Annotated in this window: 11 protein-coding genes; 2 read left to right on the top strand and 9 right to left on the bottom strand. The window is 72.3% G+C overall.

Annotated features, from left to right (window positions below):
- Positions 1 to 5: 5 nt before the first annotated feature.
- From ELQ40_RS07010 to ELQ40_RS06985, 6 genes are all read right to left on the bottom strand, one after another.
- Positions 6 to 1,184 carry a branched-chain amino acid ABC transporter permease gene (locus ELQ40_RS07010; protein WP_127793043.1) on the bottom strand — a complete coding sequence of 393 codons (1,179 nt, stop codon included), beginning with the start codon at positions 1,182 to 1,184 and terminating at the stop codon, positions 6 to 8.
- A complete protein-coding gene (locus ELQ40_RS07005; protein ID WP_127793042.1) occupies positions 1,181 to 2,056 on the bottom strand; it encodes a branched-chain amino acid ABC transporter permease in 876 nt (291 codons plus the stop codon). Before ELQ40_RS07005 ends, ELQ40_RS07010 begins: the two co-directional genes overlap by 4 nt.
- The gene (locus ELQ40_RS07000) at positions 2,056 to 2,784 is read right to left on the bottom strand and encodes an ABC transporter ATP-binding protein (RefSeq protein WP_127793041.1); all 729 of its coding nucleotides are present in this window, start codon (positions 2,782 to 2,784) and stop codon (positions 2,056 to 2,058) included. The genes ELQ40_RS07005 and ELQ40_RS07000 overlap by 1 nt, the downstream gene beginning before the upstream one ends.
- Positions 2,781 to 3,581, bottom strand: coding sequence for an ABC transporter ATP-binding protein (locus ELQ40_RS06995; RefSeq protein ID WP_127793040.1), 801 nt, complete (start codon positions 3,579 to 3,581; stop codon positions 2,781 to 2,783). The genes ELQ40_RS07000 and ELQ40_RS06995 overlap by 4 nt, the downstream gene beginning before the upstream one ends.
- A 2-nt stretch (positions 3,582 to 3,583) precedes the next feature.
- Positions 3,584 to 4,789, bottom strand: a complete 1,206-nt coding sequence (locus tag ELQ40_RS06990; RefSeq protein WP_127793039.1) for a substrate-binding domain-containing protein — start codon at positions 4,787 to 4,789, stop codon at positions 3,584 to 3,586.
- 149 nt (positions 4,790 to 4,938) lie between these two features.
- Positions 4,939 to 6,300, bottom strand: a complete 1,362-nt coding sequence (locus ELQ40_RS06985; protein ID WP_127793038.1) for an MFS transporter — start codon at positions 6,298 to 6,300, stop codon at positions 4,939 to 4,941.
- 212 nt (positions 6,301 to 6,512) lie between these two features.
- Here ELQ40_RS06985 and ELQ40_RS06980 point away from each other — a divergent pair, with 212 nt between their 5' ends.
- Positions 6,513 to 7,697 (top strand): acetyl-CoA C-acetyltransferase, encoded by a 1,185-nt coding sequence (locus tag ELQ40_RS06980; protein ID WP_127793037.1) that lies wholly within the window; start codon positions 6,513 to 6,515, stop codon positions 7,695 to 7,697.
- A 58-nt stretch (positions 7,698 to 7,755) separates the two neighbouring features.
- A complete protein-coding gene (locus tag ELQ40_RS06975; protein WP_127793036.1) occupies positions 7,756 to 9,015 on the top strand; it encodes a low temperature requirement protein A in 1,260 nt (419 codons plus the stop codon).
- A 56-nt stretch (positions 9,016 to 9,071) separates the two neighbouring features.
- Here the strand turns inward: ELQ40_RS06975 and ELQ40_RS06970 are convergent, their stop codons facing one another.
- From ELQ40_RS06970 to dxr, 3 genes are all read right to left on the bottom strand, one after another.
- Positions 9,072 to 10,241: a sensor histidine kinase gene (locus tag ELQ40_RS06970; RefSeq protein ID WP_127793035.1), complete on the bottom strand. Its 1,170-nt coding sequence runs from the start codon at positions 10,239 to 10,241 to the stop codon at positions 9,072 to 9,074.
- A gap of 20 nt (positions 10,242 to 10,261) precedes the next feature.
- The gene (locus tag ELQ40_RS06965) at positions 10,262 to 11,587 is read right to left on the bottom strand and encodes an RIP metalloprotease (RefSeq protein ID WP_240665982.1); all 1,326 of its coding nucleotides are present in this window, start codon (positions 11,585 to 11,587) and stop codon (positions 10,262 to 10,264) included.
- 88 nt (positions 11,588 to 11,675) lie between these two features.
- Positions 11,676 to 12,761 (bottom strand): 1-deoxy-D-xylulose-5-phosphate reductoisomerase, encoded by a 1,086-nt coding sequence (gene dxr, locus ELQ40_RS06960; protein WP_127793034.1) that lies wholly within the window; start codon positions 12,759 to 12,761, stop codon positions 11,676 to 11,678.
- Between the last annotated feature and the right edge of the window lie 84 nt (positions 12,762 to 12,845).

Here is a 12,845-nt window from a genome sequence, read left to right as displayed (position 1 = left end):
CGAGGTCAGGCATCCGGTGCTCCCGGCGGCTCGACCGGGTGCGTGCGCCGCCCGGTGCGGATGCGGGCGGGGAGTCCGGCGATGCCGCCGGGGAGGAACAGTACGACGAGCACGAAGAGCGTGCCGAGGAGGAACAGCGGCTCCGACAGTGGCACCCGGAGGACGTCGGGAAGTGCGGCGACGGCGTCGGAACCGGCGAGGGCGGTCAGGCGCTGGTCGAGCAGCGTGTAGACGATGCCGCCTACGATCGCGCCCCAGCGGTATCCGACGCCGCCCAGCACCACGATCACCAGGATCGTGAGCGTGAAGTCGGCCGTCGCGATGCGCGGTGCGGCCCCCGACTGCAGCAGCAGGTATCCCATCCCCGCCACCGCCGCGAGCACCGAGGCGACGACGAACACGAGCAGGCGCACCGAGTACGGGCGGACGCCGATCACCCGGACGCGCAGCTCGTTCTCGCGGATCGCCTCGGCGACGTGGCCCGCGCGACTGCGCTCGACCCACAGCACGACGAGGTACACGACCACCAGGACGCCGAGCGACATCCAGTAGAGGTTGCGCGTGTGCACGACCCCCACCAACGCCTCGGGCACGTGCGCGATGTCCAGCGGCAGGCCTTCGTCACCGCCCGTCGCGCCGGCCGGGTTCCGGCGGATGATCACCGATCCGGCCTGGGCGAAGGCGAGCGTCACCATGGCGAACGAGATGCCCGTGACGCGGAGTGCGAGCGCGCCGACGCTCACGGCGAGCGCGAACCCGAAGGCCAGCGTCAGGCCGATCGCGACGACGAAGACCAGGCCCGACGGCCAGTCGCTCGGCCCGAACGCGTCCAGCGTCATGCCGAGTCCGTACGCGCCCGCCGCGAAGAAGAGGGCGTGGCCGAACGAGAGCATCCCGGCGAGCCCGAACAGCATGCGATAGCTCAACGCGAGCGCCGCGATGAGCAGCGCGAACGCGAGCAGCTGCAGCGTGCCGGGCGTGTACGTCGGGCCGGGCAGCACGCCCGGCACGTCGATGGCGAGCAGCGGGAGCACGGCGAGCACGACGACCGCCGCGACACCGCCGCCGACGAGCGCGAGGCTGCGTCGACGCGCGCTGCCGGCCGGTGCAGGCGCCGGCGCGGGCGAGCTGGGCGAGTCCGGGCCCGGCGTCGTGCGCCGCCCGTCCGTGAGGGGTTCGGTCATGCCGTCCTCCCGAGGAGTCCACGCGGGCGCACCAGCAGCACCGCGGCGAGCGCGACCACGACGACGAGGTCGCCGGTGCCGCCGAGGAAGAAGTTCGCGAACTGCTGCAGCACCGCGACGAGCACCGAGGCGATGGCCGCACCCGTGAGCGAGCCGAGCCCGCCGATCACGGTCACGATGAACGCGAAGATCAGCAGCACGCTGCCGAGGTGCGCCGACACGTAGCCGTAGTAGACGGACGCGAGCACCCCGCCGAGGCCGGCCGCGGCGCCGCCGATCGCGAACACGAGCGTGAACGCCCGCCGCACGTCGATGCCGAGCGCGGTGACCATCGACCGGTTCTCGACGCCCGCGCGGATGATGAGCCCGTACCGCGTCCTCCGCAGGAAGAACACGATGCCGCCGAGCACCAGCACGGCGCAGGCGATGAGCACGAACCGGTCGTTGGGGATGCGGGCGCCGAGGATCTCCGTCGTCTCGGTGAGCCACTCGGGCCGTGCCGTGTAGATCGGGTCGGTGCCCCAGATGCCCTCGAACAGCGCAACGCTCGCGAGCGAGAGCCCGACGGTCACGAGCGCCTGCTCGATGTGCCGTTCGTAGAGGCGCCGGACGATCAGGAACTCCGTCGCGGCGGCGACGAGCGCCCCCACGGCGATGCCGACCAGCGCGGAGAGCGCCAGGCCGGCCCAGGTGCCGTCGGACACGCGGCGCCCGACCTCCCAGCCAAGGAACGCCGAGATCGTGAGGAACGAGCCGTGCGCGAAGTTCAGCACGCCCATGAGCCCGTAGATCAGCGAGAGCCCGCTGGCGACGAGGAAGTACAGCGCTCCGAGGCCGAGACCGGTGACGAGGAGGAGGATGACGGTGTCCATCAGGCCGCCTCCCCGGCGTCGTGCACTCCGAGGTGTCGTCGCACCTGCTCCTCGTCGTCGAGGAGTTCGGCCGCGTCACCGGCGAAGACCACCCGCCCGCCGGAGAGCACGACGACCCGGTCGGCGAGCGCTCGGATCACCGCGAGGTTCTGCTCGACGAGCAGGATCGGCACGCGATGCGCCGCCGCGGCGAGGGCGGTGGCGACCTCGTCCACGATCTTGGGAGCGAGGCCCTTGGTGGGTTCGTCGACGAGCAGCAGGCGGTTGTCGTTGACGAGCGCGCGCGCGAGCGACACCATCTGCTGCTGCCCGCCCGAGAGCGTCCCGGCGCGCTGTTCGCGCCGCTCGTGCAGGTCGGGGAAGAGCCGGCGGACCTCGTCCCGTCGGGGCGACCGATCCCGCTCGGCGAGGCGCAGGTTCTCGGCGACCGTCAGTCCGCCGAACACCTCGCGGTCCTCTGGCACGTAGCCCACGCCGAGCTGCACGATCCGGTGGGTCGGCAGTCCGTCGATGCGCGTGCCGCTGAGCACGATCTCCCCCTCGCGCTCGATGAGTCCGAGGATCGCCCGGATCGTCGAGGTCTTGCCGACGCCGTTGCGGCCCAGGAGGGCGGTGACGCCCACGGCGGGCACGTCGAAGCTCACGTCCTCGACGACGAGCTGGCCGGCGATGCGGCCGGTCACGTGACGCAGGCTCAGGATGGGCTCGGTCGGGACGGGCTCGGTCACATCCCCTCCCCGAGGTAGGCGGACTGCACGGTCGCGTCCGACATGACCGCGTCCGAGGTCCCGACGGCGAGCAGCTCGCCGTGGTGCATCACGGCGATCCGGTCGGCGAGGCCGAGCACGACGTCGAGGTGGTGCTCGACCATGAGCACGGTGCGGCCGCCCCGGTGCAGGTCGCCGATCAGCTCGGTGAGCGCCGGCACGTCGGCGGAACCGACTCCGGCCATGGGCTCGTCGAGCAGGATCACTCTCGGTTCCATCGCCACGACCATCGCGAGCTCGACCTTGCGCTTCTCGCCGTGCGCGAGACCGCCCGCGAGCCGTGATGAGGCTCCGGCGAGACCCACCTCGGCGAGGGCGTCGGCCGCGCGGGCGGACGCGGCATCCGTCTGGTGCGGCGTCGCGAAGACCGACGCGGCACCGCCCTGGTGCGCCTGGGCCGCGAGGCGCACGTTCTCCAGGACGGTGAGGGCTGGGAACAGGCTCGACGTCTGGAAGGTGCGTCCCAGCCCGGCGGCGGCACGACGATGGACCGGCATGCCGGTGACGTCGACACCGTCCAGCAGGACGCGGCCGCCGGTGGGGCGGACCACTCCGGAGATGACGTTGAAGAGGGTGGTCTTGCCCGCGCCGTTCGGTCCGATGACCCCGAGCAGTTCCCCGGGCGAGACGTCCAACGACACGTCCTGGAGGATCCTCGCGCCGCCGATCGCGAGATGCACCCGGTCGAGGGAGAGGACGGCGTCGACGACGGGATGCCCCGGATTCGTCGAGAGGCCGACGGGCGTCGCGCTCGCCATGCTCACTCGCCGGCCACGGGCGGCGCGACCTCGTCGGCGTCCACCGCCTCGACCAGCTCGGGCACCCAGTCCGCGCCGCCCTGCACGAGCCGGACCTGGTACATCGGCTGGATCAGGGCGTGGTCCTCGGCGCGGACCGTGAGCTCGCCCTTCACGGATTCGAAGCTCCACCCTTCGAGGGCGTCGACCATGCCGTCGACGTCGTCGCCGCCTTCGCGGACGGCCTGGACGATCATCTGCGCCGCGACGAACCCGTCGGGCGAGAAGAGATCGGGCGTCGCGCCGGCGTCCTCCAGCGCGGCGATCATCGCCGCCTCCGCGTCGGTGCCGGAGGCCCCGCCGAAGTAGTGGTTGAGGAACGAGATGCTCGCGCCGGCATCGCCGTAGGCGTTGTACGTCGCGACGTCGCCGAGGCCGGTGACGACCGGCGCGGCGTCGAACACGCCCTGCTGGGCGAGCGCGGTCCACATCGCCCCGGAGGAAGCGCCGGCCCAGGCGACGAACACGAGGTCGGGAGCTGCGCCGAGGATCTGCTGCGCGAACGGCGTGAACTCGGTCGCGTCCTCGGCCACGAGCACGCCCTCGACGGTCGCCCCCTTGCCGCCGAGCACGGCCTGGACGCCGGCGAGGTTGCCCTGTCCGAACGCGGTGTCCTGTGCGAACACGACGACCTTTTTGCCCTCGGGGTCGCCGATGAAGGTGCCGGCGGTCGCCACGTCCTGGTAGGTCTGCCGGCCCGATCGGAAGGTGTAGTCGTTGACGCCCGTGATGGCGTCGGTCGCGGCCGGACCGGAAATGTAGAGCACGCGGTTCTGCTCGGCCTGCTCGGCGAGCGAGGTCGCGATGCCCGAGACGACGGTGCCCGCGAGGATCTGCGTGCCCTCGCCGATGAGCTCCTTGGCCTTCGCGACCGCGGTGTCGGGGTTGCCCTGGTCGTCCGCCCAGGTGATGTCGAGCTCGCGCCCGTCGACGGTGCCGGTGCCGTCGGTCGCGTAGTCGAGTCCGGCCTCGAACCCTGCCGTGTAGGCCTCGCCGTACGCGGCGAGGGGCCCCGTCTGCGAGGTGATCATGCCGACGCGGACCGCGGAGGCGCCGGTCGCCTCCGACGCCCCGCCCGGGGCGAGGTCCGGCGCGCAGCCGGTGAGTGCGAGCGCGGTGACGGAGAGCGCGGCGACGGCCGCGAGGACGTGCTTCGAGGTGGTGCGCATGTGGATGCCTCTTCTCAGGTGTGCGATGGGTTCGGGGTGGTTCGGGTGCGTCCGGGCGGGCGCGACCGATCGGCCGGCTGGTCGGAGCCGGCCGATCGGTGCGTCCCGTGCAGTCGGCCGCCGCCGGGTTCGGGCGGCGGCCGCGCGGATCAGCCGGCGGCGGTGGCCTCCACGCGCTCGCGGTCGGCCTCGTCGACGGCCCGCAGGTCGATGCCCCGCGTCTCGCGGGCGACCGCGACGGCGACGAGCGTGATCGCGCACGCGATGGCGACGTAGATCGCGATGGGCACGCTCGAGCCGTACTGGCCGAGGAGTGCGGTGGCGATGATCGGTGCCAGCGAACCGGCGAAGATCGACGTCACCTGGTAGCCGAGCGAGACGCCCGAGTAGCGCATGCGCGTCGGGAACATCTCGGCCATGATCGCCGGCTGCGCCGCGTACATCGCCGCGTGGAAGACCAGGCCGATCGCGATCGCGGCCCAGATCACGACGGGCTGGCCCGTGTCCATCATCGGGAAGGCGAAGAACGCCCAGGTGGCCCCGGCGATCGCACCGGCCGCGTAGACGGGCTTGCGGCCGAACCGGTCGGATGCGCGGCCGGCGAGCGGGATCGCGACGAAGTGCACGACGTGGGCGCCGACGAGCAGCAGCAGCGTGTTCGCGGTGCCGGCCTGCACGACCTGCGTGAGGTAGACGATCGAGAACGTGACGACGACGTAGTACAGGATGTTCTCGGCGACCCGCAGGCCCATGGCCGTGAGGACGCCGCGCGGGTAGCGCCGGATGACCTCGAGGACACCGTAGCCCGTGGCCTTCGCCTCCTCGCGCTCGGCCTGCATCTCGAGGAAGATCGGCGCGTCGGTCACCTTGGTGCGGATGTACCAGCCGACGAGCACGATCACCGCCGACAGCCAGAACGCGACGCGCCAGCCCCAGCCGAGGAACTCCGACTCGGGGAGCGTCGCCGAGAGCACGTAGAGGACGAGGGTCGCGAGCAGGTTGCCGACGGGGACCGCGGCCTGCGGCCAGCTGGCCCAGAACCCGCGGGAGCGCGCCGGGCTGTGCTCGGCGACCAGCAGCACCGCCCCGCCCCATTCGCCGCCGAGCGCGAAGCCCTGCAGGAAGCGCAGCAGCACGAGCAGCGCCGGCGCGAGGAGTCCGACCTGCGCGTAGGTCGGGAGGCATCCGATCAGGAACGTCGCGACGCCGATCAGGATGATGCTGACCTGGAGGAGCCGCTTGCGTCCGTACTTGTCGCCGAAGTGCCCGAAGACGATGCCGCCGAGCGGGCGGGCGATGAATCCGACCGCGTAGGTGAGGAAGGCGGCGATGATGCCGGCGAACGGGTCGTCGGACGGCGGGAAGAACGCGGTGCCGAAGACGAGCGTCGCCGCGGACGCGTAGAGGAAGAACTCGTACCACTCGACGACGGTGCCCGCCATCGACGCGGTCACGACCCGCCGGAGGCCGGTCGTTGGGGTGGCCTGGGTCCGGGCCTGGGCCTGGGTCATCCGATGCTCCTTTGCATTGAATCGACGTGGCGGCTCGTGGGGTGCCGCTCGTCGATTCTCGTTGCGCGCGACCGCACCGCCAATGCGGAGATCCGCACCACCGGTGTGCGGAATCGCACACCGAACCGGATGCCTCGAGCCCGGGCCGGCGCCCGTTCACGCGACGTAGACTGCCTCCGGACCATCCGAACCGACGAAGGAGTCACCAGCAGATGCCCACCACCGATGTCGTCATCCTCGCCGGCGCGCGCACCCCGTTCGGCCGGATCAGCGGCAACCTCGCCGCCCGCACGGCCGTCGAACTCGGCACCATCGCGATCCGCGGCGCGCTCGAGCGCGCCGGGGTCTCCCCCGACGACGTCGACCAGGTCGTCATGGGCCAGGTGCTCCAGGCCGGCGCGGGCCAGAACCCCGCGAAGCAGTCCGCGGTCGCCGCCGGCATCCCGTGGCGCGTGCCGGCCACGACAGTCAACAAGGTCTGCCTCTCCGGGCTCGTCGCGATCACCGACGCGGCCCGCCTCATCCGCCTGGGCGAGGCCGACGTGGTGGTCGCCGGCGGTCAGGAATCGATGACCAACGCGCCGCACCTGCTGCCGGGTTCGCGCGCGGGCAAGGCGTACGGCTCGTGGGAGCTGCTCGACCACGCCGCGCACGACGGCCTCACCGACGCGTTCGATCGCGAGTCGATGGGCGCCTCGACCGAGCGCTTCAACGGCCGATACGGCATCGGGCGCACCGAGCAGGACGAGATCGCCGCCGCGTCGCACGTGCGGGCCGGCGCCGCCCAGGCGGAGGGACTCTTCGCCGACGAGATCGTGCCCGTCGAGATCCCGCAGCGCAAGGGCGACCCGCTCGTCGTCGACGCCGACCAGGGCGTCCGCGCCGACTCGACCGCCGAGACGCTCGGCGGACTGCGCGCCGCGTTCGCGGCGGACGGCACGATCACCGCCGGGAACTCCTCCCCGATCTCGGACGGCGCCGCGGCCGTGGTCGTCGCGAGCCGCACCTGGGCCGAGTCCCGCGGACTGCCGTGGCTCGCGCTCATCGGGTCGTCCGGTCAGGTCGCCGGCCCCGACAACTCGCTGCACTCGCAGCCGTCCAACGCGATCGCGGCCGCACTCGGGCGCGAGGGATGGCAGGCCGCCGACCTCGACGTCGTCGAGATCAACGAGGCGTTCGCGGCGGTGTCATTGCAGTCGGCGCGCGACCTCGACCTCGACCTCGATCGCGTCAACGTGCACGGCGGGGCGATCGCGCTCGGGCATCCTATCGGCGCGTCCGGCGCACGGCTCGCGCTGCACGCCGCGCTCGAGCTCGCGCGCCGCGGCGGCGGGCGCGCGGCCGTCGCGCTGTGCGGCGGCGGCGGACAGGGCGAGGCGCTGCTGCTCTCGCGCTGAGCAGGCGGATCCACCCGCCGACTTCCTCGGACCCGGCGACGGATGCCACGATGTCGGCATGAGTACCGGCACGGGGCATCCGCCGCTCGATCATCGCCTGCGCCGCATGACGGGACGCGACCCCGACGAGCCGCACCGTGCCGCGACGCCGCTCGAGCTGCTCTTCGACCTGATGTTCGTCGTCGCGTTCGGCCAGGCGGGCACGCAGACGGCCCACCTGCTCGAACTCGGGCACTGGACCCCCGCGATCATCGCCTTCCTGATCTCGGTGTTCGCGATCTGGTGGGCGTGGATCAACTACTCCTGGCTCGCATCGGCGTACGACAACGACGACATCTTCTTCCGGGTCGCGACGCTCGTCGCGATGGTCGGCGTGCTCGTGGTCGCGCTGGGGATCCCGGCGCTGTTCCATTCGATCGACGAGGGCGAACACGTCGACAACGGCATCGTGGTCGCCGGGTACGTCGTCATCCGCATCGCCACGGTCGCGCTGTGGCTGCGGGCGGCTCGGCACGACCCGGCCCGTCGGCGCACGGCCATGACCTACGTCCGGTTCGTGGGGGTCGCGCAGCTCGGCTGGATCGTGCTGATCGTCGTCAGCCTGCCGCTCGTGCCGACGCTCGTGTGCACCGTGGCGCTCGGCGTGCTCGAACTCGTCGGGCCGTACGTCGCCGAGCACGGGCGCGAGGGCGGGACGCCCTGGCACGCGCACCACATCGCGGAACGGTACGGCCTGCTCGTCATCATCACGCTCGGCGAGATCGTGCTCGGCACCATCTTCGCGATCTCAGCGGTGATCGAAGAGCAGGGGTGGACCGCCGAGACGATCGCGGTCGCCTTCGGCGGCACGACGCTCGCGTTCGGACTCTGGTGGGTGTACTTCACCGTGCCGTCGGGCAAGGTGCTGCAACGGTTCCGTCGGCGCGGCTTCGTGTGGGGCTACCTGCACTACTTCATCTTCGTCGCGCTGGCCGGCACGGGCGCCGGCCTGCACGTCGCCGCATACGTCATCGAAGGCGCGGCGCACATCGGCATCGTCGAGGCCCTGCTCACCGTCACCGTGCCGGCGGCGCTGTTCCTCGTCGCGCTCTTCGCGATCTACGCACTGCTGCTGCGCACGTTCGATCCGTTGCAGGTCTGGCTGTTCATCGGCAGCGTGCTGCTGCTCGTCGCGGCGGTCGTCGCCGTCGCGGCGGGCGCGAGCTTCGGCGTCGGCATCCTCATCACCGCGGCCGCGCCGTTCGTCGTCGTGGTGGGGTACGAGACCGTCGGACACCGCCACGAGGCCGCCGCGCTGCAGCGGGCGCTCGGCGACTGAACCGGCGGCCGGAAGCGCCCACCGGTCGCGCCGCGCCGCGGCGTCGGGCCCGCGGCTCAGGCGACGTCGGACCAGGGCATCCTGACGACCACGCGCGTGCCGCCGATCGGCGACGCGACGAAATCGACCGAGCCGCCCACGAGCCCGGCGCGCTCGCGCATGCCGACCAGTCCGCCGCCGCGCTCCTCCGCTCGGTCGCCGAGGCCGTCTCCGTCGTCGTCGACCGTCAGCACGAGTTCGTCGTCGGCGTGGACGATCGCGACGGCGACCCTCGACGCCCCGGCGTGCCGGACGGCGTTCTCGACGGCCTCCTCGGCGATGCGGTAGGTCGCGTACTGGAGCGGCCGGGCGGGCGTGCGGTCGAGCGCGCACTCGTACGAGGTCGCCGTGCCGGCAGACTCCGCCTCGGCCAGGACGCGGGGCACGAGTTCGAGTTCGGCGAGCGTCGCCTCGTCGTCGTCGCGGATCGCCCCGACGACGCTGCGCAGGTCGGCGAGCGCCGTCTGCGAGGTCTCGCGGATGCGCTCGAGCGCGACGCGCGCCCGCCCGGGATCACGGTCCATCAGGTGCAGCGCGATGCTGGCCTGCACGTGCGCCTGCGACAGCGCCTGGCCGATCTCGTCGTGGAGCCCCGCGGCGATCCGCGCGCGGGCCCGCACCTCCGACTGGCGCCGGCGCTGGTGGGCCTCGACCCGCAGCAGCGCGATGCGCCCCCGGTGCACCCAGACGTACCAGCCGATCGCGAAGCTCGCCGCGATCATCACCGCCTCGACCGCCGCGGCGATCGGACGCCACGCCACTCCCTCGATCGTGCCGAGCAGGATCTCGCCGACCCACGCGACCCCGGCGGCGACGGCGCTCCAGATCAGGGCGCCGTGCGCGACCGCGATGCCGATCGCGAACCAGAGGGCGACGTACGGCGTCCACGCGAGCGGCGTGGTGAGGCCGTGCACGACCGCGAGCCCGGCGACGACCGCGACGACGGGGCCCGGATGCGTCCGCGCGAACACCAGCGCGACGGGACCGGCGACGACGAGCACGATCGCGAGCACCGCACCGCCGGCGCCGGATGCGCCGCCGGGCTGCGCAAGCACCGCGAGGGCGAACGCGAGCTGCGCGACGAGCGCGACCGCCGCCGGCCCGAACCGGCGCACGACGAGTGGGAGTTCGCGATCGACGTCGCTGCGGGTCGGTGTCTCGGACGGGCGTACGGTTGCGCTGGGCATGACTGGTTCGACGGCTCCGATCAGAAGATCGCCACGGGCTTGACGATGTCGGCGTAGATCAGCAGGGCGCTCATCGCCCCGAGGATGACGACCACGCCGAGCGTGATCGGCATGAGCTTGGCGAGGTCGACGGGGCCGGGGTCGGGACGGCGGAACAGCTTCGCGAAGCCCCGCCGGATCGCCTCCCAGAGCGCTCCCGCGATGTGGCCGCCGTCGAGCGGCAGCAGCGGGATCAGGTTGAACACGAACAGTGCGATGTTCAGCGACGCGAGGATGCCGACGAGTCCCGCGGCCTTCTCGACGAACGGCAGCTGGTCGGTCGCGGCGACCTCGCCAGCGACCCGTCCGACGCCGACGACGCTCATCGGACCGTTCGGGTCGCGCTCGCCCGGGCCGAACGCGGCATTCGCGACGTCGACCATGCGCTGCGGCAGGTTGAAGATGATGCCCGCGACGCCCGAGATCTGTTGTCCGACGGCGGGGAACACCTCGGTCACGGGCTGCTGGACCCGCGCGACCGTCGGCGAGATGCCGACGAACCCGGCGTCGACGGTCAGCGGCTCGCCCGAGGCATCCGTCACGATCTCGCCCTGCTCGTCGAGCGCGTACCGCTCGCTCAGCATCGGCGTGACCTCGAGGGCCGCCTCGTCGCCGTCGCGCTCGACGACGACGTCGAGCTGCTCACCCGGGTGCTCGCGGATGATCGCGGTCGACTGCTCCCAGGACTCGATGGGCACGCCGTCGATGGAGACGATGGTGTCGCCCGGCTCGATGCCCGCGGCCGCGCCGGGAGCGGCCGGGTCGCCCGGCTCGCACGTCTGGCGCTCGCTGTTCGCGGGCAGCGCGCACTCCGACACCGTCCCGACGGTCGCGGTCGTCTGGGGCAGCCCGAAGCCCATCACCAGCACGCCGAACAGGAGCACGCCGAGCACCAGGTTCATGAACGGGCCGCCGAACATGACGATGATGCGCTTCCACACCGGCAGCAGGTAGAAGGCCCGGTGCTCGTCGCCGGGCGTGATCGACTCGGCGCTGGACTCGCGGGCGTCCTGCACGAGGCCCCGGAAGAAGCCCGTGCTGTCCTCCTTGGCGCGCTCGCCCTTCGCCGGCGGGAACATGCCGATCATCGAGATGTACCCGCCGAACGGGATCGCCTTGACGCCGTACTCGGTCTCGCCGCGGCGGCGCGACCAGATCGTCGGGCCGAAGCCGATCATGTACTGGGTCACCTTGACGCCGAACAGCTTCGCGGGCACGAGGTGGCCGATCTCGTGCAGGCCGATCGAGATGGCGAGGCCGATCGCGACGATGACGACGCCGATCACGAACGCGAGCACGGATTCCACCCGATGACTGTACTGCGGCGGGGCTCGGAATCCGCTGACGGCCGTCTGAACGTCCGCCCAGTCCGCTGCGGCGGCACCGATCGGCGGATCAGGCTGCGGCGATGCGCGCCTGCGCGGCGCGACGAGCGGATGCCTCGGCCGCCGCGAGCGACTCCACCGTGAGGGTCGCGTCGGCCTGCTCGTGGGACTCGACGACCGTGCGAACGGTGTCGACGATGCCGTTGAAGGGGATGCGGCCCGCGTGGAACGCGGCGACGGCCTCCTCGTTCGCGGCGTTGAACACCGCCGGGTACTCGCCGCGCGCGCGTCCGACCTGCTTCGCGAGGGCCACGGCCGGGAAGGCCTCCTCGTCGAGGGGCTCGAAGGTCCACGACTGCGCCGTCGTCCAGTCGAGCGGACGACCGACGCCGCCGACGCGGTGCGGCCAGTCGAGCCCGAGCGAGATGGGCAGCCGCATGTCGGGCGGCGACGCCTGCGCGATCGTCGAGCCGTCGGTGAACTCGACCATCGAGTGGACGATCGACTGCGGGTGCACGACGACGTCGATCCGGTCGTAGTCGACGTCGAACAGGAGGTGCGCCTCGATCACCTCGAGCCCCTTGTTGACGAGGGTCGCGGAGTTCGTCGTGACGACGAGCCCCATGTCCCAGGTCGGGTGGGCGAGCGCCTCGGCGGGCGTGACGTGCTCGAGGTCGGCGCGGCTGCGTCCGCGGAACGGGCCGCCCGAGGCGGTCAGCACCAGACGGCGCACCTCTTCGCGCGTGCCCGAGCGGAGCGCCTGCGCGATGGCGGAATGCTCCGAGTCGACGGGGACGATCTGGCCCGGGGCGGCGAGCCGCGTCACCAGGTCCCCGCCGACGATGAGCGACTCCTTGTTGGCGAGCGCGAGCGTGGTGCCGCGTTCGAGCACCGCGAGCGTGGGCGCCAGCCCGACGGAGCCGGTGATGCCGTTCAGCACCACGTCGGCGTCGACCTCGCGCACGAGCTGCACGGCCTCGTCGATGCCGACCGCCGTCGCCTCGACGTCGAACTCGGCGGCCTGCTGCTCGAGCGCGGCCCGGTCGGACCCGACTCCGAGCCCGACGACCTCGAAGCGGCGGGGATTGCGCCGGATGACGTCGAGGGCCTGCGTGCCGATGGAGCCGGTCGAACCGAGGATGATGACGCGCTTCACGGGTTCCACTGTAGGGCGGCGGTCGGCGGCCCGTCGGCGGCGGGCTGGGCGTCGGGTGCGGTGCCGGGCGCGGTGCGCGGTCCG

Origin of the sequence: Agromyces sp. LHK192, assembly GCF_004006235.1 — a bacterium.
GTDB lineage: Bacteria > Actinomycetota > Actinomycetes > Actinomycetales > Microbacteriaceae > Agromyces.
The sequence above is the reverse complement of the archived record's forward strand: the minus strand, read 5'-3'. Positions and strand labels throughout refer to the sequence as shown.

Coding starts and splice junctions, on each gene's coding strand:
- ELQ40_RS06985 (WP_127793038.1), bottom strand. CDS start 6,300: ATGACCCAGGCCCAGGCCCGGACCCAGGCCACCCCAACGACCGGCCTC.
- ELQ40_RS07005 (WP_127793042.1), bottom strand. CDS start 2,056: ATGGACACCGTCATCCTCCTCCTCGTCACCGGTCTCGGCCTCGGAGCG.
- ELQ40_RS06975 (WP_127793036.1), top strand. CDS start 7,756: ATGAGTACCGGCACGGGGCATCCGCCGCTCGATCATCGCCTGCGCCGC.
- ELQ40_RS06990 (WP_127793039.1), bottom strand. CDS start 4,789: ATGCGCACCACCTCGAAGCACGTCCTCGCGGCCGTCGCCGCGCTCTCC.
- ELQ40_RS06980 (WP_127793037.1), top strand. CDS start 6,513: ATGCCCACCACCGATGTCGTCATCCTCGCCGGCGCGCGCACCCCGTTC.
- ELQ40_RS07010 (WP_127793043.1), bottom strand. CDS start 1,184: ATGACCGAACCCCTCACGGACGGGCGGCGCACGACGCCGGGCCCGGAC.
- ELQ40_RS06995 (WP_127793040.1), bottom strand. CDS start 3,581: ATGGCGAGCGCGACGCCCGTCGGCCTCTCGACGAATCCGGGGCATCCC.
- ELQ40_RS06970 (WP_127793035.1), bottom strand. CDS start 10,241: ATGCCCAGCGCAACCGTACGCCCGTCCGAGACACCGACCCGCAGCGAC.